This window comes from Bradyrhizobium manausense, assembly GCF_018131105.1.
In the GTDB taxonomy this organism is placed as follows: domain Bacteria; phylum Pseudomonadota; class Alphaproteobacteria; order Rhizobiales; family Xanthobacteraceae; genus Bradyrhizobium; species Bradyrhizobium manausense_B.
On the sequence record NZ_JAFCJI010000001.1, the window covers coordinates 265,393 to 286,157 of the forward strand.

Annotated in this window: 24 protein-coding genes; 17 read left to right on the forward strand and 7 right to left on the reverse strand. The window is 64.1% G+C overall.

Going from position 1 to position 20,765, the window contains the following annotated elements:
• Nucleotides 1-129 precede the first annotated feature (129 nt).
• Entirely contained in the window at nucleotides 130-1,107 is a 978-nt protein-coding gene (locus JQ631_RS01255; RefSeq protein WP_212323165.1) for a LysR family transcriptional regulator, read from the reverse strand.
• A gap of 120 nt (nucleotides 1,108-1,227) precedes the next feature.
• Here JQ631_RS01255 and JQ631_RS01260 point away from each other — a divergent pair, with 120 nt between their 5' ends.
• The 11 genes from JQ631_RS01260 to JQ631_RS01310 all read left to right on the forward strand — a co-directional run bounded on the left by JQ631_RS01260 (nucleotide 1,228) and on the right by JQ631_RS01310 (nucleotide 13,556).
• Nucleotides 1,228-2,265, forward strand: a complete 1,038-nt coding sequence (locus JQ631_RS01260) for a class 1 fructose-bisphosphatase (RefSeq protein WP_212323168.1) — start codon at nucleotides 1,228-1,230, stop codon at nucleotides 2,263-2,265.
• 12 nt (nucleotides 2,266-2,277) lie between these two features.
• Complete coding sequence (locus JQ631_RS01265; protein ID WP_212323171.1) at nucleotides 2,278-3,153, forward strand: phosphoribulokinase; 876 nt, start codon at nucleotides 2,278-2,280, stop codon at nucleotides 3,151-3,153.
• A 13-nt stretch (nucleotides 3,154-3,166) separates the two neighbouring features.
• Nucleotides 3,167-5,188, forward strand: a complete 2,022-nt coding sequence (gene tkt / locus JQ631_RS01270; protein WP_212323175.1) for a transketolase — start codon at nucleotides 3,167-3,169, stop codon at nucleotides 5,186-5,188.
• A gap of 14 nt (nucleotides 5,189-5,202) precedes the next feature.
• Nucleotides 5,203-6,288, forward strand: a complete 1,086-nt coding sequence (fba, locus tag JQ631_RS01275) for a class II fructose-bisphosphate aldolase (protein WP_212323178.1) — start codon at nucleotides 5,203-5,205, stop codon at nucleotides 6,286-6,288.
• A 31-nt stretch (nucleotides 6,289-6,319) separates the two neighbouring features.
• Nucleotides 6,320-7,780, forward strand: a complete 1,461-nt coding sequence (locus JQ631_RS01280; protein WP_212323181.1) for a form I ribulose bisphosphate carboxylase large subunit — start codon at nucleotides 6,320-6,322, stop codon at nucleotides 7,778-7,780.
• An 11-nt stretch (nucleotides 7,781-7,791) separates the two neighbouring features.
• Nucleotides 7,792-8,199 (forward strand): ribulose bisphosphate carboxylase small subunit, encoded by a 408-nt coding sequence (locus JQ631_RS01285; protein ID WP_212323183.1) that lies wholly within the window; start codon nucleotides 7,792-7,794, stop codon nucleotides 8,197-8,199.
• Nucleotides 8,200-8,298: 99 nt separating this feature from the next.
• On the forward strand, nucleotides 8,299-9,231 hold the full coding sequence (gene cbbX / locus JQ631_RS01290; protein WP_212323186.1) for a CbbX protein: 933 nt from the start codon (nucleotides 8,299-8,301) through the stop codon (nucleotides 9,229-9,231).
• Entirely contained in the window at nucleotides 9,228-9,965 is a 738-nt protein-coding gene (rpe, locus tag JQ631_RS01295; protein WP_212323188.1) for a ribulose-phosphate 3-epimerase, read from the forward strand. Before cbbX ends, rpe begins: the two co-directional genes overlap by 4 nt.
• A gap of 179 nt (nucleotides 9,966-10,144) precedes the next feature.
• On the forward strand, nucleotides 10,145-11,296 hold the full coding sequence (locus tag JQ631_RS01300; RefSeq protein ID WP_212323191.1) for an FIST signal transduction protein: 1,152 nt from the start codon (nucleotides 10,145-10,147) through the stop codon (nucleotides 11,294-11,296).
• A 2-nt stretch (nucleotides 11,297-11,298) separates the two neighbouring features.
• A complete protein-coding gene (locus JQ631_RS01305) occupies nucleotides 11,299-13,170 on the forward strand; it encodes a putative bifunctional diguanylate cyclase/phosphodiesterase (protein ID WP_249160375.1) in 1,872 nt (623 codons plus the stop codon).
• Between the two features lie 173 nt (nucleotides 13,171-13,343).
• Nucleotides 13,344-13,556 (forward strand): hypothetical protein, encoded by a 213-nt coding sequence (locus JQ631_RS01310; RefSeq protein ID WP_212323211.1) that lies wholly within the window; start codon nucleotides 13,344-13,346, stop codon nucleotides 13,554-13,556.
• 21 nt (nucleotides 13,557-13,577) lie between these two features.
• On the opposite strand, the gene JQ631_RS01315 is transcribed toward JQ631_RS01310, so the two are convergent.
• Nucleotides 13,578-14,414 (reverse strand): universal stress protein, encoded by an 837-nt coding sequence (locus JQ631_RS01315; protein WP_212323214.1) that lies wholly within the window; start codon nucleotides 14,412-14,414, stop codon nucleotides 13,578-13,580.
• Nucleotides 14,415-14,626: 212 nt separating this feature from the next.
• On the opposite strand from JQ631_RS01315, the gene JQ631_RS01320 reads away from it, so the two are divergent.
• Complete coding sequence (locus JQ631_RS01320; RefSeq protein ID WP_212323217.1) at nucleotides 14,627-16,162, forward strand: Do family serine endopeptidase; 1,536 nt, start codon at nucleotides 14,627-14,629, stop codon at nucleotides 16,160-16,162.
• Nucleotides 16,163-16,437: 275 nt separating this feature from the next.
• Nucleotides 16,438-16,800, forward strand: coding sequence for a hypothetical protein (locus tag JQ631_RS01325; protein ID WP_212323220.1), 363 nt, complete (start codon nucleotides 16,438-16,440; stop codon nucleotides 16,798-16,800).
• A 12-nt stretch (nucleotides 16,801-16,812) separates the two neighbouring features.
• Here JQ631_RS01325 and JQ631_RS01330 read toward each other — a convergent pair whose 3' ends face one another.
• Together JQ631_RS01330 and JQ631_RS01335 are read right to left on the reverse strand one after the other, a co-directional pair.
• Nucleotides 16,813-17,094: a DUF6496 domain-containing protein gene (locus JQ631_RS01330; protein ID WP_212323223.1), complete on the reverse strand. Its 282-nt coding sequence runs from the start codon at nucleotides 17,092-17,094 to the stop codon at nucleotides 16,813-16,815.
• A 72-nt stretch (nucleotides 17,095-17,166) separates the two neighbouring features.
• On the reverse strand, nucleotides 17,167-17,361 hold the full coding sequence (locus tag JQ631_RS01335) for a DUF3072 domain-containing protein (protein WP_212323226.1): 195 nt from the start codon (nucleotides 17,359-17,361) through the stop codon (nucleotides 17,167-17,169).
• Nucleotides 17,362-17,476: 115 nt separating this feature from the next.
• Here JQ631_RS01335 and JQ631_RS01340 point away from each other — a divergent pair, with 115 nt between their 5' ends.
• Genes JQ631_RS01340 through JQ631_RS01350 form a run of 3 tightly spaced genes read left to right on the forward strand, consistent with a single transcriptional unit; the run spans nucleotide 17,477 to nucleotide 18,166 of the window.
• Complete coding sequence (locus JQ631_RS01340; RefSeq protein ID WP_212328444.1) at nucleotides 17,477-17,686, forward strand: hypothetical protein; 210 nt, start codon at nucleotides 17,477-17,479, stop codon at nucleotides 17,684-17,686.
• Nucleotides 17,687-17,720: 34 nt separating this feature from the next.
• Entirely contained in the window at nucleotides 17,721-17,930 is a 210-nt protein-coding gene (locus JQ631_RS01345; protein WP_212323229.1) for a hypothetical protein, read from the forward strand.
• A gap of 35 nt (nucleotides 17,931-17,965) precedes the next feature.
• Nucleotides 17,966-18,166, forward strand: coding sequence for a hypothetical protein (locus JQ631_RS01350; RefSeq protein WP_212323232.1), 201 nt, complete (start codon nucleotides 17,966-17,968; stop codon nucleotides 18,164-18,166).
• Nucleotides 18,167-18,307: 141 nt separating this feature from the next.
• On the opposite strand, the gene JQ631_RS01355 is transcribed toward JQ631_RS01350, so the two are convergent.
• Nucleotides 18,308-18,541 (reverse strand): hypothetical protein, encoded by a 234-nt coding sequence (locus JQ631_RS01355; RefSeq protein WP_212323235.1) that lies wholly within the window; start codon nucleotides 18,539-18,541, stop codon nucleotides 18,308-18,310.
• 95 nt (nucleotides 18,542-18,636) lie between these two features.
• Nucleotides 18,637-18,906 (reverse strand): hypothetical protein, encoded by a 270-nt coding sequence (locus JQ631_RS01360; protein ID WP_212323238.1) that lies wholly within the window; start codon nucleotides 18,904-18,906, stop codon nucleotides 18,637-18,639.
• Here JQ631_RS01360 and JQ631_RS32230 point away from each other — a divergent pair.
• Nucleotides 18,905-19,273, forward strand: coding sequence for a hypothetical protein (locus tag JQ631_RS32230; RefSeq protein WP_249160379.1), 369 nt, complete (start codon nucleotides 18,905-18,907; stop codon nucleotides 19,271-19,273). The genes JQ631_RS01360 and JQ631_RS32230 overlap by 2 nt on opposite strands.
• Here the strand turns inward: JQ631_RS32230 and JQ631_RS01370 are convergent.
• The gene (locus tag JQ631_RS01370) at nucleotides 19,270-20,760 is read right to left on the reverse strand and encodes a sensor histidine kinase (protein ID WP_212323252.1); all 1,491 of its coding nucleotides are present in this window, start codon (nucleotides 20,758-20,760) and stop codon (nucleotides 19,270-19,272) included. The two genes, JQ631_RS32230 and JQ631_RS01370, sit on opposite strands and share 4 nt — an antisense overlap.
• Nucleotides 20,761-20,765 lie beyond the last annotated feature (5 nt).

A 20,765-nucleotide genomic window follows, 5' to 3' on the forward strand; every position in this document is an offset into this window, starting at 1 on the left:
CTCCTTCACGATGGCTAGGCGCGCGATGACCACCTTCAACCGCATCTTCACGACAGAGCGCCTGCTCCAGATCATCGTCATCCTGGCGGCGACGGTCGCGATGAAGCTGATGGCCTGAGCGCCGAGGCGCTATCGCTCTCCGAAATCGGGAACTTCGGGCAGATAGTTCGAGCCTTCCGAGCCGAGAAAGTCGAACATCGCCTGCGCCGGCGGCAACAGCACCTTGTCGCTGCGGCGGATCACATACCATTGCCGGACGATCGGAAGACCCGCGACATCGAGCACGATGAGGCGGCCCTCGGCGAGCTCATGCGCCACCGTGTGCGCCGAGATGAAGGCGATGCCGAGCCCGGCGATCACCGCCTGCTTGATGGTCTCGTTGCTGCTCATCTCCATGCCGATGATCGGCTCGAGATCGGACTTCTGGAACATCCCTTCCATCAGCGTCCGCGTGCCCGAGCCGGGCTCGCGGGTGAGGAAGGTCTCGTGCACGAGATCGGTCAGGCTGAGGCCTGAATCCTTCTCCAGCCAGTGCCCCTTGCGCGCGACGATGATGTGCGGATTGCGGCCGAGCTGACGCACGTCGACGCTGACGTCGGCTGGTGGCCGGCCCATCACGGCGAAATCGAGGTCGTAGCCGTGCATGGCCTCGCGGATCTCTTCGCGGTTGCCGATGGTCAGCTTGATCTCGATCTTCGGCGAGCGCCTGGAGAAGGCCGCGATTGCGTGCGGCACGAAATATTTCGCGGTCGAGACCGCGCCGAGATGCACCGTGCCCCCGGTCTTGCCGGCAAGAAGGTCGAGCGCGCCCTGGCAGTCCATGATCGCGGCTTCGACACGTTCGGCGAGCGTCAGAACTTCCCGGCCGGCCTCCGTCAGCAGCATGCCGTCGCCCGTCCGCTGCACCAGCGGCAAGCCTGCAAGGTCCTGAAGCTGCCGCAACTGCTGGGTCACGGCCGGCTGGGTTAGCCCGAGCTGGGTCGAGGCGGCGGTGACGCTGCCCTTGGCCGAAAGCGCCGCAAGCGAGCGCAACTGCCGGATCGTCAGATGCCGAAGCTGGGTCGCCGCATGGCCGGGGCCATTATAAGAAAAATCTTTAGTGCTCATTATGAATAGAAATTTTCCTTATTAAGCCGGCCCTGTCAATCTCCTCGTGCTGGGACCGACCGCTACCTGCCTCCATCAGGGAGGGAACTGGATGCGGCGCCCACAAGGGGATGGACGCAGATGACCGGGCAACTCAGGTTGGACGACCACCTTCAACGCTATTCCGAGACGGCGCCGCATGCCTTGGCCGTCGCCGCCGCAGTCGATGCCATCGCGGCAGCGGCGATCGAGATCGCCGACCTCATCGCGACAGGCGATCTCGCCGACGCCTCCGGCCTCACGACCGGTCGCAACAGCGACGGCGACATCCAGCGTAACCTCGACGTCCAGGCCGATGCGATCCTGCGTCGCTGCCTCGGCAGGCTGCCGATCGCAGCCCTGGCCTCGGAGGAGATGCGCGAGCCGCAGATCGGCGACCGCGAGGCAAGCATCTGCGTCGCGATCGATCCGCTCGACGGTTCCTCCAACATCGATCTCAACATGACGGTCGGCACGATCTTCTCGATCCTGCCGGCGCCGGATGATCTCGGTCTCGCCTTCCATCAGCGCGGGTCCGCGCAACTCGCGGCGGGGTTCGTCACCTACGGGCCGCAGACCTCGCTGGTGCTGACGCTCGGCGACGGCGTCGACATCTTCACCCTCGATCGCAAGGCCGGCTGCTTCCGCCTCGCGCGCAACGCCGTGCAGATCTCCGAGGCTTGCGAGGAATTCGCGATCAACGTCTCCAATCGCCGCCATTGGGATCCGCCGGTGCGCGCCTTCATCGATGAATGCCTCGCCGGCGTCGATGGAGCCGCGAACCACAATTTCAATATGCGCTGGATCGGCTCGCTGGTTGCCGAAGCCTATCGCATCCTGACCCGCGGCGGCGTGTTCCTCTACCCCTCCGACGCGCGCCCCGGCTATGGCGACGGCCGTCTGCGCCTCGTCTACGAGGCGCACCCGATGGCCATGATTGTCGAGCAGGCCGGCGGTTCGGCCTCGACCGGCCGCGAACGTATCCTCGATCTCTCCGCGCAAAGCCTGCACCAGCGCGTGCCGCTGGTCATGGGCTCCAGCAACGAGGTAGCGCGCATCGCCGAACTGCACTGCGATCCGCTGCTGGTCGCCAGCGTCTCCGCACCGCTGTTCGCGCGGCGCGGCTTCTTCCGGCTCTGAGCGAGGTGGCCCATGTCCAGGAAGCATCCGATCATCTCCATCACGGGCTCGTCCGGCGCCGGCACCACATCGGTCAAGAAGACGTTTGAGCAGATTTTCTTCCGCGAGAAGGTCGACGCCGTCTACATCGAGGGTGACGCCTTTCATCGCTACGATCGCGCCGAGATGCGCGCGCAGATGGCGACGGAGGCCGAGCGCGGCAACAAGCATTTCAGCCATTTCAGCCCCGAGACCAATCTGTTCGAGGAGCTGGAGCGTGCGTTCCGCGACTATGGCGAGACCGGCACGGCGACGACGCGACATTATGTGCACGACGCCGAGGAATCCGCGCTGCATGGCGCCGCCCCTGGCACTTTCACCGAATGGGAACGGCTGCCGGAGAACTCAGACCTGTTGTTCTACGAAGGCCTTCACGGTGCCGTCGTCACCGACAGAGTGAATGTCGCGCGCTACGCGGATCTCAAGATCGGCGTCGTGCCGGTGATCAATCTCGAATGGATCCAGAAGCTGCATCGCGACCGCAGCGCGCGGGGCTATTCGACCGAGGCCGTTACCGACACCATCCTGCGGCGGATGCCGGATTACATCCACTACATCTGTCCGCAGTTCACCGAGACCGACATCAATTTCCAGCGGGTGCCGACGGTGGACACGTCGAATCCGTTCATCGCGCGCTGGATCCCGACCCCGGATGAATCGATGGTCGTGATCCGCTTCAAGAACCCGCGTGGCATCGACTTCCCCTATCTGTTGTCGATGCTGCCGCACAGCTGGATGTCGCGCGCGAATTCGATCGTATGTCCGGGTGCGAAGCTCGATCTCGCAATGCAGCTCATCCTGACGCCGCTGATCATGCAGCTCATCGAGCGCAAGCGCAGCCTGAAGTGAAAAGGAGGGTTTGATGAACATCTCGGTTCACGCCGATGCCGATCTCACGGCCGTCGCACATTGCGATCTCGCCAACGCTGTCCGCTTTCTTGCGGTCGACGCCATCGAGACCTCGCAGTCCGGTCATCCCGGCCTGCCCATGGGCATGGCCGACGTCGCGACCGTCCTGTTCTCGCGCTTTCTCAAATTCGACTCGGCGCATCCGAACTGGCCGGACCGCGACCGTTTTGTTCTTTCGGCAGGCCACGGCTCGATGCTGCTCTATGCGCTGCTGCACCTGACCGGCGGTGACGTCAGCCTCGACGACATCAAGGCCTTCAGGCAATGGGGCTCGAAGACGCCGGGCCACCCTGAATATGGCCACACGCCTGGCGTTGAGACCACGACGGGTCCGCTGGGGCAGGGGATCGCCACCGCGGTCGGCATGGCGCTCGCCGAGCGCATGGCCAATGCGCGGCACGGTGATGGCCTCGTCGATCACTTCACCTACGTGATATCAGGCGACGGCTGCCTGATGGAGGGGATCAGCCAGGAGGCGATCTCGCTCGCCGGCCATCTTGGGCTCGGCCGCCTGATCGTGCTGTTCGACGACAACGGCATCTCGATCGACGGCCCGACCTCGCTCGCGACCTCGGACGATCAACTGGCGCGCTTCGCGGCGTCCGGCTGGTCGGTCCGCCGCGTCGACGGCCACGATCCCGAGGCGGTTGCGCAGGCGATTGCGGAGGAGCGCGAAACCGCAAGGCCGTCCCTGATCGCCTGCCGCACCATCATCGGCTACGGCGCGCCGGACCGGCAGGGCACCGAGAAGGCGCATGGCGCGCCGCTCGGCAGCGAGCAGGCGGCTTTGGCGCGGCGGACGCTCGGCTGGGACTATCAGCCATTCGTTGTGCCGATGCCCGTCGCGAAGGCGTGGCGGATGATCGGCCAGCGCGGCCAGGTCGAACGCCTCGCCTGGCTCGACCGCTACGAATGCGCGACGCCGGAGCAGCGTGATCTCTTCATTGAGGGCAAAGCCGTTGCCCTGCCGAACGCCTATGCCCAGGCCTCGGCGAAATTGCGTGAACGCTTTGCCGCCGAGCGCCCGAAGCTCGCGACGCGGCAGGCCTCACAGCAGGTGCTCGACGGCATCGCCGGGACGATACCCGGCTTCGTCGGCGGCTCCGCGGACCTGACCCATTCGAACCTGACGCATGCCAAGGCGCAGGTTGCGGTCAAACGCGACGCATTCGCCGGCGACTACATCCATTACGGCATTCGCGAGCACGGCATGGCTGCTGCGATGAACGGCCTGGCGCTTCATGGTGGCTTCATTCCCTACGGCGGCACCTTCCTGGCCTTCTCCGACTACAGCCGGCCGGCAATCCGCCTTGCGGCGTTGATGCGACTGCGTGTCATCCATGTGATGACTCACGACTCCATCGGGCTTGGCGAGGATGGGCCGACGCATCAGCCGGTCGAGCATCTCGCGGCGCTCCGCGTCATTCCGAACCTGCTGGTGTTCCGCCCCGCTGATGCGGTCGAAACCCTGGAGGCCTGGGAATGCGCACTCGAAGCGGAGAATCGTCCCTCCGTGCTTTGCCTGTCGCGCCAGGCGTTGCCGACCTTCCGCAGCGATGTTCGCGGCCGGAACCGGGTCGCGCGCGGCGCCTATGTCATCGTCTCGCCGGATGGTGGTCGCGACGTGACGCTGATGGCCACCGGCTCGGAAGTGTCGATTGCGCTCGAAGCTGCCCGCCTGCTTGCAACAGAGCATGTCCGCGCCGCTGTCGTGTCCGCGCCGTGCTTCGCCCTGTTCGACGAACAGCCGGATGACTATCGCGCCGCGGTTCTAGGCAGCGCGCCGCGTGTCGGCATCGAGGCGGCGGTCGCCGGCGACTGGCATCGCTGGATCGGCACGGAGGGTGAATTCGTCGGCATGCGGGGCTTCGGTGCTTCGGCGCCAGCGCCGGTGCTCTATCGCGAATTCGGCATCACGCCGCAAGGCGTTGCCGAAGCCGCCCGGCGGGCAGTCGCCCGCGCCCGCAAGCCTTAACAGGAGGATTCTTCGTGGCCCGTATCACCCTTCGCCAACTGCTCGACCACGCCGCCAGCCACGGCTACGCGGTGCCGGCGTTCAACATCAACAACATGGAGCAGGGCATTGCGATCATGCAGGCGGCGGCCGAGGTCGACGCGCCCGTCATCATCCAGGCTTCGCGCGGTGCCCGCAGCTATGCCGGCGATCTCATGCTCTCGCACATGATCGACGCACTGGAGCGGACCTATCCCGACGTTCCGCTCTGCATGCACCAGGACCACGGCAATGACGAGGCGACCTGTGCCTCCGCCATCGCCCATGGCTTCACCTCGGTGATGATGGATGGCTCGCTCAAGGCCGACGCCAAGACGGCGGCTGACTACGATTACAACGTCGCGATCACGCGCCGCGTCGTCGATCTCGCGCATTGGACCGGCGCTTCCGTCGAAGGCGAGCTCGGCGTGCTCGGCTCGCTCGAGCATGGCGGCGGCGAGCAGGAGGATGGCCACGGCGTCGAAGGCAAGGTCAGCCACGACCAACTGCTGACCGACCCTGATCAGGCCGTCGACTTCGTCCGCGCCACCAAGGTCGATGCGCTCGCCATCGCGATGGGTACCTCGCACGGTGCCTACAAGTTCAGCCGCAAGCCTGACGGTGATATCCTGGCGATGCGGGTGGTCGAGGAGATCCACCGCCGGCTGCCGAATACGCATCTGGTGATGCACGGCTCGTCGTCGGTGCCGCAGCCGCTCCAGGACATGTTCAACCAGTTCGGCGGCGAGATGCCGCAGACCTGGGGCGTGCCGGTGGAGGAAATCGTCCGCGGCATCAAGAGCGGCGTGCGCAAGGTCAATATCGACACCGACTGCCGTCTCGCGATGACCGCGGTGTTCCGGAAGGTGGCTGCGGAAAGCCGCAATGAATTCGACCCGCGCAAATTCCTCAAGCCCGCGATGGATGCGATGCGTGAGCTCTGCCGCGACCGTTTCGAGCAGTTCGGCACCGCGGGCCACGCCAGCAAGATCAAGGTCATTCCCCTCAGCGAGATGGCGCGGCGCTACCGCGCCGGCGAGCTCGATCCGCGCATCGGCGCCCGCGAGCCGGTCGCAGCCTAATCATTCAGAGAGAGAAGAGCAGGAGAGAGCCATGAATGCACATGCAGGAACGGTCCGCGGCAAGGAGCGCTATCGCTCGGGCACTATGGAATACGCGCGCATGGGCTATTGGGAGCCCGAATACACGCCGAAAGATACCGACGTCATCGCGCTGTTCCGCGTCACGCCGCAAGAAGGCGTCGATCCGATCGAGGCCTCCGCCGCCGTCGCCGGCGAATCCTCGACTGCGACCTGGACGGTGGTGTGGACCGATCGCCTGACCGCCGCCGAGAAATATCGCGCAAAGTGCTACCGCGTCGACCCGGTGCCGGGCACGCCGGGCTCGTATTTCGCCTACATTGCCTATGATCTCGACCTGTTCGAGCCAGGTTCGATTGCCAACCTGTCGGCCTCGATCATCGGCAACGTGTTCGGCTTCAAGCCGCTGAAGGCGCTGCGCCTGGAGGACATGCGCTTCCCGGTCGCCTACGTAAAGACGTTTCAGGGACCCGCGACCGGCATCGTGGTCGAGCGCGAGCGGCTCGACAAGTTCGGACGGCCGCTGCTCGGCGCAACGGTGAAGCCGAAGCTCGGTCTTTCCGGACGCAACTACGGTCGCGTGGTCTACGAGGCGCTGAAGGGCGGGCTCGACTTCACCAAGGACGACGAGAACATCAATTCGCAGCCCTTCATGCATTGGCGCGACCGCTTTCTCTATTGCATGGAGGCAGTGAACCGCGCGCAGGCCGCCTCGGGCGAAGTCAAGGGCACCTATCTGAACGTCACTGCGGGCACGATGGAGGATATGTACGAGCGCGCGGAGTTCGCGAAGGAACTCGGGTCGTGCATCGTCATGATCGACCTCGTGATCGGCTACACCGCGATCCAGTCGATGGCGAAATGGGCGCGGCGCAACGACATGATCCTGCATCTCCACCGCGCCGGTCACTCGACCTACACGCGGCAGAAGAGCCACGGCGTTTCGTTCCGCGTCATTGCCAAGTGGATGCGGCTTGCCGGCGTCGACCATATCCATGCCGGCACGGTTGTCGGCAAGCTCGAAGGCGATCCCAACACCACGCGCGGCTATTACGATGTCTGCCGCGAGGAGTTCAATCCGACCAAGCTCGAGCACGGCATCTTCTTCGACCAGTCCTGGGCGAGCCTGAACAAGATGATGCCGGTCGCCTCCGGCGGCATCCATGCCGGCCAGATGCACCAGCTGCTCGACCTGCTCGGCGAAGACGTCGTGCTGCAATTCGGCGGCGGCACCATCGGCCATCCCATGGGCATTGGAGCCGGCGCGATCGCGAACCGCGTGGCGCTGGAAGCCATGATCCTCGCCCGCAACGAGGGACGCGACTACGTCCACGAGGGACCGGAGATCCTGGCTAAGGCCGCGCAGACCTGCACGCCGCTGAAATCGGCGCTCGAGGTCTGGAAGGACGTCACCTTCAACTATCAATCCACCGACACGCCGGACTTCGTGCCGACGGCGCTCGAGACCGTCTAAGGAGCTTTGACATGAAACTGACCCAGGGCTGCTTCTCGTTCCTGCCTGATCTGACCGACGAACAGATCTACAAGCAGGTGCAATATTGTCTCGCCAACGGCTGGGCGGTGAACATCGAGTTCACCGAGGATCCGCATCCCCGCAGCACCTATTGGGAGATGTGGGGCCTGCCGATGTTCGATCTCCAGGATGCCGCCGGCGTCATGTTGGAGCTCGCCGAATGTCGTCGGGTGTATGGCGACCGCTACATCCGGGTCAGCGGCTTCGACTCCAGCCATGGTTGGGAGTCTGTGCGGATCTCCTTCATCGTCAACCGTCCGCCGCAGGAGGCCGAGTTCGAGCTGGTGCGGCAGGAGGTCGGCGGCCGCGCGATCCGCTACACCACCGTACGCAAGCAGCCTGCGCACGCCTCAACCTAAGTCGTTCTCCTCCGCGCGGAGCGCTCCCTGCTCCGTATCTTTGGCGGACCACTGCTTCGCCGCTTCCCCCGCGGCGAAGCTCTTTTCTTCGAGGTACCCATGCTCGACGTTCCCCACACCACGACATCGGAGCCCGGCGAGACCCATTTCGATCTCCGCAAGGAGGCCGAGGCGGCCGGGATCACCGACACACTGCAACAGCTCGAGCAGGAGCTGATCGGCCTGAAGCCCGTCAAGAGCCGCGTGCGCCAGATCGCTTCGCTCCTGCTGATCGAGCGCATCCGCCAGCGTGCCGGTCTCGCATCAGCACCACCGACGTTGCACATGTCGTTCACCGGCAATCCCGGCACCGGCAAGACCACGGTGGCGCTGCGCATGGCGAAAATCCTGCACGGTCTCGGCTTTGTACGCCGAGGGCAGGTGATCTCGGTGACGCGCGACGATCTCGTCGGGCAATATATCGGCCACACCGCGCCGAAGACCAAGGAGATCCTGAAGAAGGCGATGGGTGGCGTGCTGTTCATCGACGAGGCCTATTACCTGCATCGGCCCGACAACGAGCGCGATTACGGCCAGGAGGCGATCGAAATCCTGCTCCAGGTGATGGAGAACCAGCGCGAAGATCTGGTCGTGATCCTGGCCGGCTATGGCGAGCGCATGACGAGCTTCTTCGCGTCCAATCCCGGCTTCCGCTCACGCATTGCCCACCACATCGAATTTCCCGATTATGCGGAAGCCGAGCTGCTGGTCATTGCGGAACTGATGCTGAGGGAACGCGGCTATTGCCTCTCGGCAGCTGCGCGCGAGGCGTTCGAGAAGTACATTGCGTTGCGCCGGACCCAGCCTTTCTTCTCCAACGCGCGCTCGATCCGCAACGCCGTCGACCGTATCCGCCTGCGGCAGGCCGACCGCCTGGTGTCGGACCTCGACCGCATGCTCGATGTTGCCGATCTCGAAACGATCGATCCCATCGACGTCCTGGCCAGCCGTGTCTTTAGCGGCGGGGCGGACGCGCGGAGTGTAACGCCATGACCAGGGAGATCCTTATTGCGCCTTCAATCCTGGCGGCCGACTTTGCACGTCTCGGCGAGGAAATCGCGGCGATCGATGCGGCTGGCGCCGATTGGATCCATTGCGACGTCATGGATGGCCACTTCGTGCCGAACATCAGTTTCGGCGCTGATATCATCAAAGCGATCCGTCCGGTTACAAAGAAGATCTTCGATGTGCATCTGATGATCGCGCCTGTCGATTCCTATCTGGAGGCGTTCGCGAAGGCGGGTGCCGACGTCATTACCGTTCATGCCGAAGCGGGGCCGCATCTGGATCGTTCACTTCAGGCGATCCGCGCGCTCGGCAAGAAAGCCGGCGTCAGCCTGTGCCCGGCGACGCCCGAGAGCGCGATCGAATATGTGCTCGATCGTCTGGATCTCATTCTGGTGATGACGGTCAATCCGGGCTTCGGCGGCCAGTCCTTTCTCGAATCGCAGCTGGAGAAGATCGCGCGGATCCGGGCCATCATCGGCGAGCGGCCGATCCGGCTCGAGGTCGATGGCGGCGTCACGCGCGACAATGCTGCCGCAATTGCCGCCGCCGGCGCCGATACGCTTGTCGCGGGTTCCGCCGTGTTCCGGGGCAACAGCAGTTCCGCTTATGCCGCGAATATCGCGACCATTCGTTTTGCTGCGGAAGCCGGGCGGGTTCCGAAACCGCCTGATGGTTCCACCAGGCCGATGCGTGCCGGGGAACGCGTGCTCGTCCGGTAGATTACGGAGGCGTCGCAGCCGACCGCGATGTTTTCCCCGGAGAGCTACGGAGAAACGATTGCGAATCCGCAACGCCTTTCATGCCGGGGTAACCAACGGTGGTAAAGCAGGCGCTGGATTAACGGCGGCGCAATGCGCTGCGCCGCAATCTGTGGTTCAAGGACTGCAGAGAGTGTGGGATGCAAATTCAATATCGCCACTGGAATGCTGCTCATGGCTGGCGCGGAGCGTCTGCCCTGCGCGAGCGGCCTCAGCTCGTCCTCTATTTCGGCAGCCGTGAGGGACTTGCGGGTGGCGAGCGCTATCGCGAGCTGCGCGGCTTCTATCCCGACAGCCACATCGTCGGTTGCAGCACTGGCGGTCAGATCCACGGCGACGACATCGCCGACGACGTCATCGTCGCCGTCGCCCTGCATTTCGCTCAAGCGCAAGTGCGGGTCGTGAATGAAACCATCGAGTCCCGTGAGGCCTCGCGCCTCTGCGGCATGCGTTTCGCCCGTCAACTGGCGGCGCCTGATTTGGCCGGTGTCTTCGTCCTCTCCGAAGGATTAACCGTCAACGGCAACGAATTGATTGCCGGGATCACCGAGGTGCTGGGGCCCGATGTGCTGGTAACGGGCGGTCTGGCCGGCGACGGTATCAAACTCGAGCAGACATTGGTCGGCGCCGACGGCGAGCCGGAGCCGAACCGCATCGCCGCGATCGGCTTCTATGGCGCGTCCCTCCGCTTCACGCATGGTTGCGCCGGCGGCTGGGACGTGTTCGGCCCGCGGCGCAAGGTGACGAAGTCCGACGGCCCGGTTGTCGTGGAACTCGATGGCGAGCCTCCGCTTGATCTCTACACCCGCTATCTCGGCGAGGAAGAAGCCGCGGCCATGCCGGGCTCGGGTATCGCCTTTCCCTTGCGCATTCACGACGAAGCCGCGCCTGATCGACAGATCGTGCGCTCGGTGTTCGCGGTCGATCGCGATGCCCGCACCCTGACCTATGCCGCGGATATTCCGGAGGGATGCACCGCGCAGCTGATGCGCGCCAATTTCGACAGCCTGGCCGCCGGCGCAGGCGAGGCGGGCCGGCAGGCGCGCAGCGCGCTTGCAGACGAGATCGTCGGCGACAAGCTTGCGATCCTGGTGAGCTGCACCGGTCGCCGCCGGGTGATGGGGCAGCGCACGCAGGATGAGCTCGATGCGGTCGCTGCCGAGCTTGGCGACGACGTCACCCGCATTGGTTTCTATTCCTATGGCGAGATCGCGCCGCCGGCCGCTACCGGCCGCTGCGAGCTGCACAACCAGACCATGACCGTCACGATGATCGCGGAGGCGGCCGCGTGACGATGCATCGCCTGCTGGCAAGGCAGATCAGGCAATCGACGGACGAATCCGGGCAGGTCGACATGACCAGGCTCGTCGAGCTCGTCAGCGCGGCTTACGCGGAAAGCGACGGCGACCGCCGCCGCACCGATCGCGCCATCAAGCTGATGATCGAGGAACTCGAGCAAACGCACAAGCGCGCCGAGCAGGACCTGTTGCACGCGCGGGAATTTCTCGACAGCATCATCGAAAACATCCCGATCGCGGTGTTTGCCAAGGACGCGGCGGATTCCCGCTACATCCTGCTCAATCGGGCCGGCGAGGAGTATTACGGCTTGCCCCGCGAGGAGATGCTGGGCAGGACCCCGGAGCAGATTTTTCCCGACGATATCGCCCATGTCGTCAACGAGCAGGACCGTCGTGTCGTCGAGACCGGCTCGCCGATGGTTCTGGACGGACATCTGCTGAAAGTCGGTGTCAACGGCCATGACCGCGTCGTCAATTCGCGCAAGCTGCTGGTCAGGGACGGGAACGGCGCGCCGCAATATTTGGTCGGCGTGATTGAGGACGTCACGGAGCGGATCACCAACGAGGCGCGGATCAGCCATCTCGCGCACCACGATGCGCTCACAGATCTGCCGAACCGCAGCGCCTTCAATGCCGCGCTGGGAGAACGACTGGAGCGGGCGCAGGAGAGGTCGACCAGCTTTGCGGTCCTTAGCCTCGATCTCGACCGGTTCAAGGATGTGAACGACGTGTTCGGTCATCCCGTCGGCGACATGATGATGCGGGCCGCCGCCGAGCGCCTTGACGCAGAGGCCGACGGCGCCTTCGTCGCCCGCATTGGTGGCGACGAGTTCATGATCCTGATGTCCGACGACATCAGGCGCGATGATGTGCTGTCGCTGGCCGAGCGCATGGTCGAGGCCATCGGCAAGGAGCTCGAGGTGGACGACTACCTCTCCCATGTGGGCCTGAGTATCGGCATCGCGGTCTATCCGGATGACGGCGTCGATGCGGCAACGCTGCTTGCGAATGCCGATTCCGCGCTTTATCGCGCCAAGCGCGAGGGCCGCGGCAGGGTCTGCTTCTTTGAAACCGAGATGGACCGGGAGCTGCGCGACCGCAGGCTGTTGCAGCACGATCTGCGTCATGCTCTCGAGCAGAACGAGCTTCTGGTCTACTTCCAGCCGCAGGCGCGGATGGATGGCGAGATCATCGGCTTCGAGGCGCTGGTGCGCTGGAACCATCCGACGCGCGGCTTCGTGCCGCCCGATCAGTTCATTCCGCTCGCCGAGGAGAACGGGCTGATCATCGAGATCGGCGAATGGGTGCTGCGGGAGGCGTGTCGCGAGGCGGCGTCCTGGCCGCGGCCGTTGCAGGTCGCGGTCAATCTGTCGCCGATCCAGTTCCAGGCCGGTGATCTCGAGCGGTCAATCCACCAGATCCTGCTGGAGACGGGGCTTGCGCCGACGCGGCTCGAAGTCGAGATCACCGAGGGCGTGCTGATCGGCGATTTTACCCGCGCGCTCAATCTGCTGCGGCGGCTGAAGGCGCTCGGCATTCGCATTGCGATGGACGATTTCGGCACCGGGTATTCATCGCTGTCCTATCTGCAGTCTTTCCCGTTCGACAAGATCAAGATCGACCGCAGCTTCATCTCCAACCTTGGGGCAACACCACAATCGGCCGAAATCGTCCGCGCAGTCCTGAGTCTCGCGCACGCCCTGCACATTCCGGTCGTAGCGGAAGGGGTGGAGACGGAGGCGCAGCGCGCCTTCCTGGAGGACGAGGCCTGCGAGGAGATGCAGGGCTATCTCATCGGGCGACCCGAACCGATCAAACAGTATTTTGATTTGATCGGCATCAACGTGGAACGTCGCCGCTACGCGTAGTATACGTGAGGTCGGAGCTCGGTTGGCCTGATAGGAACCAATCCGCGTCTGCGTGTTTCCTAAAAGTTAACCTGGGTTAGGCGAGCCGTGCGAACAAAAAATGTTTTGCACAACCGCCATCGGCGTGACGTAAATCAGCGCAATAAGCCTGTGTGAATGCGAGGGAGGGTCTCATGGAGAACGTACGTCGCTACCGCGCGCTGGCGTCCCTCTGTCGCCAGCAGGCGGCCTACCGGCCGCTCCAGAACTGGCAATTGCTGGGCCAGGCCGAGCATTTCGAGCATCTCGCCGAGATCGCGCTGAAGGCGCATTTCGACGCGTGCAATGGGCAAGGCGAAGAGGACGCCATCGCAGGCGCGGCATGGGAGCGACCTGCCGCCGCGTGAGGCCCGTCCGTTCCGCCGCCGCTAATGCGACATCAGCGTCGGGACGGTCATGGCTTCCAGCATGGCGCGGGTGACGCCGCCGAGAAAGCGTTCCTGCAGGCGGGAATGGCCATAGCCGCCCATCACCAGGACATCGAGGCTCTCGTCGGCGGCCAGCGACAGGATGGTAGGCTGGATGTCGGCGCGCGCGGCCGACAGGCTGACCGTGCGCGTCGACAGGCCGCGCCGGCCCAGGTGCCTCACCAGATTGTTGGCGGAAGCTTCCTCGGGGGCAGTATCGGCCTCGTTGATCGCAATGATCACGATCTCCTCGGCGCGGGCCATGAACGGTGCTGCGTCGCGCATCGCGCGGCCCGCGAGGCGGCTGCCGTCCCAGCAGATGCCGATCCGCTTCGCCCTGAATGTCCCGCGGAAGGTGTGGGGAAGGAACAACACCGGGCCGCCCGCCTGGAACAGGATCTCGCCGGGCACGTCGTTGTCGAATGAGCTCAGCGTCGGATCGGGCTGCAGCACGACACTGAGATCATGCAGCCGCGCCATCTCGCCGAGCGAGGCGGCCGCATCGGCCGGCATCGCACCGAGCGGGTGGCAGGTGTAGGAAATGCCGGCGTTGGCGGCCCCGCTGCCGAACAGCGCGAGCGCGGCTTCGGCCCGTTCCAGCGCACGCTCTCGTTCCATCTCGAGCACGGCCGCCACGGCGGCGCCGCCCTCCATGACGTAAGCCGCAGTGCTCGCGACATAGCCGACGGCGACCGCATCGACATGGGCGTTGAGCTTGGCTGCGAGCGAGATGGAGCCGTCGATCAGGGCACGCATCGGGCGTTCGGTCGGGATGTGGACGAGAATGTCTTTGTACATGGCGCGCCTCCGATGGACATCATCCAGTGCCCGGAGTTTTTCACTGTGCGGAGGAGCTCACGTTGAGCTGTATCAAATGTGCAGTGAGGATTTTTCCCTGCGGCCGCCCGCCGCACTTTCTTTGCCAAGAATTAATCGCGCGGACGGGACGTCGTAAGGTGGCAATGACCATGTTGGGTGCAAGGCGACTAACCCAACATGGACATTTCGACATGAAAGATCCCGTCAATTCCGGCAACCCCAAGACCCGCACAATCCTGAAGCCGCGCCGCCTGGCGCTGCTCGGCACCGTGGCCGCGCTCGGCTTGGCCGTGTTCGCTGCTTCTCCCATTTCGGCGCCTTTCGGCGTGAGTTCCCTGATTTCGCCTGCGCAGGCCGCTGAAAGCGCCACGACGCCGCCGGGCTTCGGTGACCTCGTCAGCAAGGTCAAGCCCGCCGTCATCTCGGTGCGGGTGAAGATCGACCGGGACAATGACAAGAGCGCGATGCTGCAACAGAACCGGATGGATCAGGACGAGGATTCCCCGTACGACCAGTTTTCGCGGCAGTTCGGCTTCCGCTTCCCGGGTGGCATGAACGGCATGCCGCATCAGCGTCACCAGGTGATCACGGGCGAGGGGTCCGGCTTCTTCATTTCGGCCGACGGCTATGCCGTGACCAACAATCACGTCGTCGATCACGCCGAGTCCGTGCAGGTGACGATGGATGACGGCACCATCTACTCCGCGAAGGTCGTCGGCACCGATCCGAAGACCGACCTCGCGCTGATCAAGGTGGACGGCAAGAAGGACTTTCCGTTCGTGAAATTCTCCGACCAGAAGCCGCGGATCGGCGACTGGGTGGTCGCGGTCGGCAATCCCTTCGGCCTTGGTGGCACCGTGACCGCCGGCATCGTCTCGGCCAGCGGCCGCGACATCGGCAACGGTCCTTACGACGACTTCATCCAGATCGATGCACCCATCAACAAGGGCAATTCCGGCGGTCCGGCGTTCGACATGAACGGCAACGTGATCGGCGTGAACACCGCGATCTACTCGCCCTCCGGCGGCTCGGTCGGCATCGGTTTCGACATTCCGTCCTCGACGGCCAAGCTCGTCGTCGCGCAGCTGAAGGACAAGGGCGCCGTCACCCGCGGCTGGCTCGGCGTGCAGGTGCAGCCGGTGACCGCAGAGATCGCCGATAGTCTCGGCCTGAAGGCGGCCCGCGGCGCGATCGTCGACAACCCGCAGGACGGTAGCCCGGCGGCGAAGGCCGGCATCGAGGCGGGTGACGTCATCACCGCCGTCAACGGCACCGCGATCAAGGACTCTCGCGATCTCGCCCGCACCATTGCCGGGCTGGCGCCGGGGTCGTCCGTGAAGCTCGACGTCGTTCACGGGGGTGACGCCAAGACAGTGACGCTGGCGCTCGGCGAACTGCCGAACGAGCGCCAGGCCAAGGCTGATGATGGCAAGATGCAGCAGGCTCCCGGCACGCCGCGCCTCGGCCTTGCCCTCGCGCCGGCCGGCGACGTCCAGGGCGCAGGCCAGAAAGGTGTCGTGGTCACCGAGGTCGATCCGCAGGGCCCGGCGGCACAGCGCGGGATCCAGACCGGCGACGTCATCCTCAATGTCGGCGGCAAGGCCGTCGCCAATGTCGGCGACGTCCGCTCCGAGCTGGCGCAGGCCAAATCGTCAGGCAAGAACAGCGTGCTGTTACAGGTGAAGAATGCGGAGGCGACCCGGTTCGTCGCGGTGCCGCTCGCCTGAGCTCTTGGTCGCGACGGCAAATTCAAAAGGCGGCCTGCGGGCCGCCTTTTTCGTGCGCGCTTGCGAGATACCCACAGGCACCGATAACATTCTCGTTAACGGCAGCAATGGTGACGGGTTCGCTCGAAAAAGCCGCGTTCGCTCGTCAGACTTCGGAGTCGCGTGTTGTGCCTTGGCGGCAATGAAGGCGCCAAGGCAAATTGCAGGAGTGGAACTTCGGACGTCCGGCTGCTTCCGTGAAACCGGCCGGCGGTTCGCATTTGATCGGTGCCGACATGGATCGATTGAAGCTCTCGCTGAAGATTGCGCTGCTCGCGGCGCCGCTCGTGTTGTCGACCGGAAGCGCCATGGGGCGCGATGACGGCCGCTTCACAGACTCACCGCTGAAACCCTGGTTCGACAGTTTGCGCAGCCATCTCGGTCCGTGCTGCTCGGATGCCGACGGTGTGGCCGTGGCCGATCCCGACTGGGATTCGCACAACGGGCACTATCGGGTCCGTCTTGACGGGGAGTGGGTCGACGTCCCCGACGACGCCGTGATCACGGAGCCGAACCGCGCCGGCCGCACCATGGTCTGGCCGGTCAAGACCGTATTCGGCGTTTCGATTCGCTGCTTCATGCCCGGCAGCATGATCTGACGCCGGTCATCGTCAACGCTTGGCGGATTTGCGCTTCGAGCTCTTCTTGGTCGTCTTCTTCTTGGACGTCTTTTTCTTGGACGTCTTTCGCTTCGATGCCTTCTTCGGCACCTTCTTGCCCTTCGCGCGCGCTTCCGACAGGCCGATCGCGATCGCCTGCTTGCGGCTCTTCACGCGTCCGCCGCGACCGCCGGGTCCGCTCTTCGCCGTGCCCTTCTTGTAACGGCGCATCTCGCGCTCGACATCGTTGCCGGCGCTGCGCGCGTAGCGGCGCTTCTTTGCCTTGCGTGCCATCAACTCTCTCCCTTGACCTCGGGAGAGAACAGGAGTGCTGACGCAACGTTCCAAAGGCGCCGGCCGCGGCTCTCAGAAGGAGTTTGCGAGTTCGATCTCCGCTTCAAGCACCTGGATGCGGCGCGCGGCTTCGGCAGAGGAGAGGGCGCGATCATATTGCGCGGGCTGGTAGGCCTCTTCGCTCAGCCGCTTCAGTCGCAGCCCCTGCGCCCGGGTCATCTGCTCCATGAGAAAAGCCTTGGCGTCGTATTTACCCTGAACCTGCATGTCCGCTCTCCATCGTGAATTCGTGGCTTGACTATATGTTCTTATTTTGTTCTAACAAGCCATGGACAACAGAATTAATGAAATTCGACGTAAAATCAGCGCCTTGAGGCTGGAAATGGCCGATGTTGAGGCGTCCGTGCGCGATCTCGTCAATCGCGATCGGGACTGCACCGAACGGGCCCAGGCGCAGATGGATCTGCGCCGGAAAATCAATCTGCTGATCGGCGAATGGAAGACGGCCGGGGGCGGCGAAGTTTTGCCCGACATCCGCGACCGGGTGCGTCTTCGTTTGTTGAAGAGCGAAAGCAGGCCGACGCGCCGTTGAGACAGGCCATGTCGGTGGCAGATGGAGGCAGGCGGTGGAAGAAGACCCGGACACCTACCGGATTCTGAAACTGCGCGCCGAGATCCTCGAACTGGGCTCCGCCATCAGGCAGTTGCAGCGTGAGGGCCTCGACGATGCCGCGGCTCAGCTCCTGATCGCGCGTAAGCGGGCACAGCTCGACCATTTGGTGAAGACAGACACCTCAAGTCGCCGCCTTAACATCACTGACATCCGACGCAGCTAAAGCGGTCGCGCAACGCGACATGCCGGAGCTCGTCGATGCCGGATGCCGAAATGACCGCCCTGCTGCAGGCGGTGCTCGAAGAAGTCTGTGCCGGCCTTGCCCCGCCCCAAATGGCGACGCGCGAACGCGTTGCGGCACGACTGAATGATCTTGTTCGATCGGGACACTGCTCGGCCGACGAGTTAAGGCAAGCCGGCCGGGATGTGCTGATCCGCGCGCCGACGATGTGGCGCTGATATGACTGCCGGACGCGAGCGCTGTTTCAGCAACGACAGCATCGCGCTTGCTGGCGTCTGCTTGGCCGCTGATCGAGACCGGCATCGCAACAGCAAATGAAAAGCCCCGCGTCGCCGCGGGGCTTCTGGGTGAGTTCGTACCTACTTGCTCATTCCGTTCTGGGGCTTGGTCATGCTGCCGCCGTGATCGCTGCCGGGACCAGCACCACCCTGGCCGGACGCATCGGGAGGAACGGTTTTCTTCATGTTGGCGCCCGTCGTCGTCTGCGACATCGAGGAGTGATGCTTCTTGTGCGATTTCGCTTGAGCCGCGAACGGCGCGGCGGCGAGGCCGGTTACCAACATCACCGCGAGAGCGAGCCTGGTCGTCTTCATGTGAGGGAACTCCCTGAGTTAAATTGACGCAGGCAGCCAACCGTCATTTGCTGCAGGAGTTCCGAATAAAGCGTCGCACGCGTTTCACGCGCGCTTCAAGATTCCTTGTCCTCGTTGAGGATGAACACAACTCCCGTCAGCGCGGCACCGATGGCAAACGTCGTTACAAAGGTAGCGGCAAAGACGAAGACGGCCGCTCTCCCGCCATGATTCAGCAACTCCGCGACCGCAGGATTGGCCAGGATCAGCGCAAGCGTGAAGCCAAGACCCAGCGCCGCGCCCATCATCGCATGCGTCATCAGTTTGATGATTCCGGTTGGGGAGACCAGGCTTGACGACTTATTGGGCGACTTGTTCGTGCGCATGACTCTGCCGCTCGATCTGGCAGGCAAACGCGAGCTCTCTTCGCGAGTTCCATCGCACGTCAAGGAATTGTCATCACCCGCTTCATCCGGCGTTCATGACGACCTTGCGAAGATGAACGCCATCAACACGGGAACATTCGATATGGGTAAGGTGGTCTTTCTCTATCGCTCGCTGGCCTACCGGAATGCGGCGGCCGACATGCTGCGCAAGGCGCGCAAGCTGCCGCGCGGCGCGGAGCGTAGCGCAGCCTGCCGCTATGCAACGGCGTTGCGCGATCTCTCACAAACGGAAGCCTGGCTTGAAGGGCGTGTCGCCGATGAGCCGTCGCCGGTGATGCCACGATTGAAAGTGGTTGCGTCGCGCTAGCCCGACGCGCGCTGGAGTTCGGGAGAGCTGGCCTCGAACTTCTCCTGCGCCGCTGCCGTTTCCGCACTCTTGCGAGTCAACGGCACCTCGAGACGGCACAGCAGGCCCTCCGAACGCCAATCGAACTGCGCCTGTCCGCCGAGCTGGGATTCGACGCTGGCCAGCAGGCTTCTCGTTCCGAAGCCACGCGATTTCGGCGTCCTCACCAGCGGCCCGCCTGTTTCCTCCCAAGTCAAGGTCAGAAGATCGTTCTCGGCCTGCCAGCCGATCGCGAGCCGTCCTGACCGGGTCGAGAGCGCGCCATACTTCGCTGAATTGGTGAAGAGCTCGTGCAACGCCAGCGCCAATGTCTGGGCGGTCGCCGGCAGCAATTGCACTTCGGGGCCCGCAAGCTTGATCTGTCCGCCGAGCGAATAGGGCGCAAGCTCTTCCTCGATCAGTTTGGAGAGTTCGGCGCCCTGCCAGCTCGACAGCGACAGGATGGTGTGCACGCGCGCCAGTGCATTGATGCGACCCTCGACCGCGTTGACGTAGGCCTTGACCTCGTCGGCGCGGGTCAGGCGCACGATCGACTGTGCCAGCGCCAGCGCGTTCTTGGCCCGGTGATCGACTTCGCGCGCCAGCAGATTCTGCCGTTCCTCGGCGCGTTTGCGCTCGGTGATGTCGACGGTCACGCCGCTCACCTGCACGACACGACCGCCCGGATCCACCGTCGCAGCCGCCGTGCCGACGCACCAGCGCACCTCGCCATCGGGCCGGCGGATCCGAAATTCGCCTTCATAGGCATGGGAGCCGGTGTTGAACGCGGCGATTGCCTGGCTGAACTGGTCGGCGTCATCAGGATGCAGCAGCGCCTGGACGTTGGCCGAGGTCACATTGAAGGTCTCCGGCGTCACGCCAAAAATGCGGTACTGGCCTTCGTCCCACATCCAGTCGCCGTTGACCCAGTCCCAGTCCCATGATCCCATCTTGCCGGCGGCGATCGCCATGCTGCGTCGTTCTTCGCTCTCACGCAGCTTCGCGGTGGAGTTCTCGAGCTCAGCCGTGCGGGCCCGGACGCGATCCTCGAGATCCTGGTTCAGCCGTTCGAGCTCGCGGGTCTTGCGGTAGAGCTCGGCAAACACCTTGACCTTGGCGCGCAGCACTTCCGGCACCACGGGTACCGGCACGTAATCCACCGCGCCCATCTCGTAGCCGCGCAACCGGTCGATGTCGCTGACCTGGATGGCCGAAATGAAGATCATCGCCGTTTTCTGGAAGCGCGGATGCTCGCGGATCATCGCCGCGAGCTCGAAGCCGTCGAGCTCGGGCATGCAGACGTCGACCAGGATCACCGCGATTTCGGTCTTGAGCAGAATCTCGAGCGCCTCGCGGCCGGACGAGGCGATCACGAGGTTCTCGCCGAGATCCTTCAAGATCACCTCATAGGCGAGCAGCTTGGCCGGCTGGTCGTCGACGAGGAGGATGTTGACCTTTTCGTGGTCCATTCTCG

What these genes read in the sequence shown, in the direction of transcription:
- JQ631_RS01255 (WP_212323165.1), bottom strand. Translation starts at nt 1,107, where the DNA reads ATGAGCACTAAAGATTTTTCTTATAATGGCCCCGGCCATGCGGCGACC.
- JQ631_RS01260 (WP_212323168.1), top strand. Translation starts at nt 1,228, where the DNA reads ATGACCGGGCAACTCAGGTTGGACGACCACCTTCAACGCTATTCCGAG.
- JQ631_RS01265 (WP_212323171.1), top strand. Translation starts at nt 2,278, where the DNA reads ATGTCCAGGAAGCATCCGATCATCTCCATCACGGGCTCGTCCGGCGCC.
- tkt (WP_212323175.1), top strand. Translation starts at nt 3,167, where the DNA reads ATGAACATCTCGGTTCACGCCGATGCCGATCTCACGGCCGTCGCACAT.
- JQ631_RS01280 (WP_212323181.1), top strand. Translation starts at nt 6,320, where the DNA reads ATGAATGCACATGCAGGAACGGTCCGCGGCAAGGAGCGCTATCGCTCG.
- JQ631_RS01285 (WP_212323183.1), top strand. Translation starts at nt 7,792, where the DNA reads ATGAAACTGACCCAGGGCTGCTTCTCGTTCCTGCCTGATCTGACCGAC.
- cbbX (WP_212323186.1), top strand. Translation starts at nt 8,299, where the DNA reads ATGCTCGACGTTCCCCACACCACGACATCGGAGCCCGGCGAGACCCAT.
- rpe (WP_212323188.1), top strand. Translation starts at nt 9,228, where the DNA reads ATGACCAGGGAGATCCTTATTGCGCCTTCAATCCTGGCGGCCGACTTT.
- JQ631_RS01300 (WP_212323191.1), top strand. Translation starts at nt 10,145, where the DNA reads ATGCAAATTCAATATCGCCACTGGAATGCTGCTCATGGCTGGCGCGGA.
- JQ631_RS01305 (WP_249160375.1), top strand. Translation starts at nt 11,299, where the DNA reads ATGCATCGCCTGCTGGCAAGGCAGATCAGGCAATCGACGGACGAATCC.
- JQ631_RS01310 (WP_212323211.1), top strand. Translation starts at nt 13,344, where the DNA reads ATGGAGAACGTACGTCGCTACCGCGCGCTGGCGTCCCTCTGTCGCCAG.
- JQ631_RS01315 (WP_212323214.1), bottom strand. Translation starts at nt 14,414, where the DNA reads ATGTACAAAGACATTCTCGTCCACATCCCGACCGAACGCCCGATGCGT.
- JQ631_RS01320 (WP_212323217.1), top strand. Translation starts at nt 14,627, where the DNA reads ATGAAAGATCCCGTCAATTCCGGCAACCCCAAGACCCGCACAATCCTG.
- JQ631_RS01325 (WP_212323220.1), top strand. Translation starts at nt 16,438, where the DNA reads ATGGATCGATTGAAGCTCTCGCTGAAGATTGCGCTGCTCGCGGCGCCG.
- JQ631_RS01330 (WP_212323223.1), bottom strand. Translation starts at nt 17,094, where the DNA reads ATGGCACGCAAGGCAAAGAAGCGCCGCTACGCGCGCAGCGCCGGCAAC.
- JQ631_RS01335 (WP_212323226.1), bottom strand. Translation starts at nt 17,361, where the DNA reads ATGCAGGTTCAGGGTAAATACGACGCCAAGGCTTTTCTCATGGAGCAG.
- JQ631_RS01340 (WP_212328444.1), top strand. Translation starts at nt 17,477, where the DNA reads ATGGCCGATGTTGAGGCGTCCGTGCGCGATCTCGTCAATCGCGATCGG.
- JQ631_RS01350 (WP_212323232.1), top strand. Translation starts at nt 17,966, where the DNA reads ATGCCGGATGCCGAAATGACCGCCCTGCTGCAGGCGGTGCTCGAAGAA.
- JQ631_RS01355 (WP_212323235.1), bottom strand. Translation starts at nt 18,541, where the DNA reads ATGAAGACGACCAGGCTCGCTCTCGCGGTGATGTTGGTAACCGGCCTC.
- JQ631_RS32230 (WP_249160379.1), top strand. Translation starts at nt 18,905, where the DNA reads ATGACTCTGCCGCTCGATCTGGCAGGCAAACGCGAGCTCTCTTCGCGA.
- JQ631_RS01360 (WP_212323238.1), bottom strand. Translation starts at nt 18,906, where the DNA reads ATGCGCACGAACAAGTCGCCCAATAAGTCGTCAAGCCTGGTCTCCCCA.
- JQ631_RS01370 (WP_212323252.1), bottom strand. Translation starts at nt 20,760, where the DNA reads ATGGACCACGAAAAGGTCAACATCCTCCTCGTCGACGACCAGCCGGCC.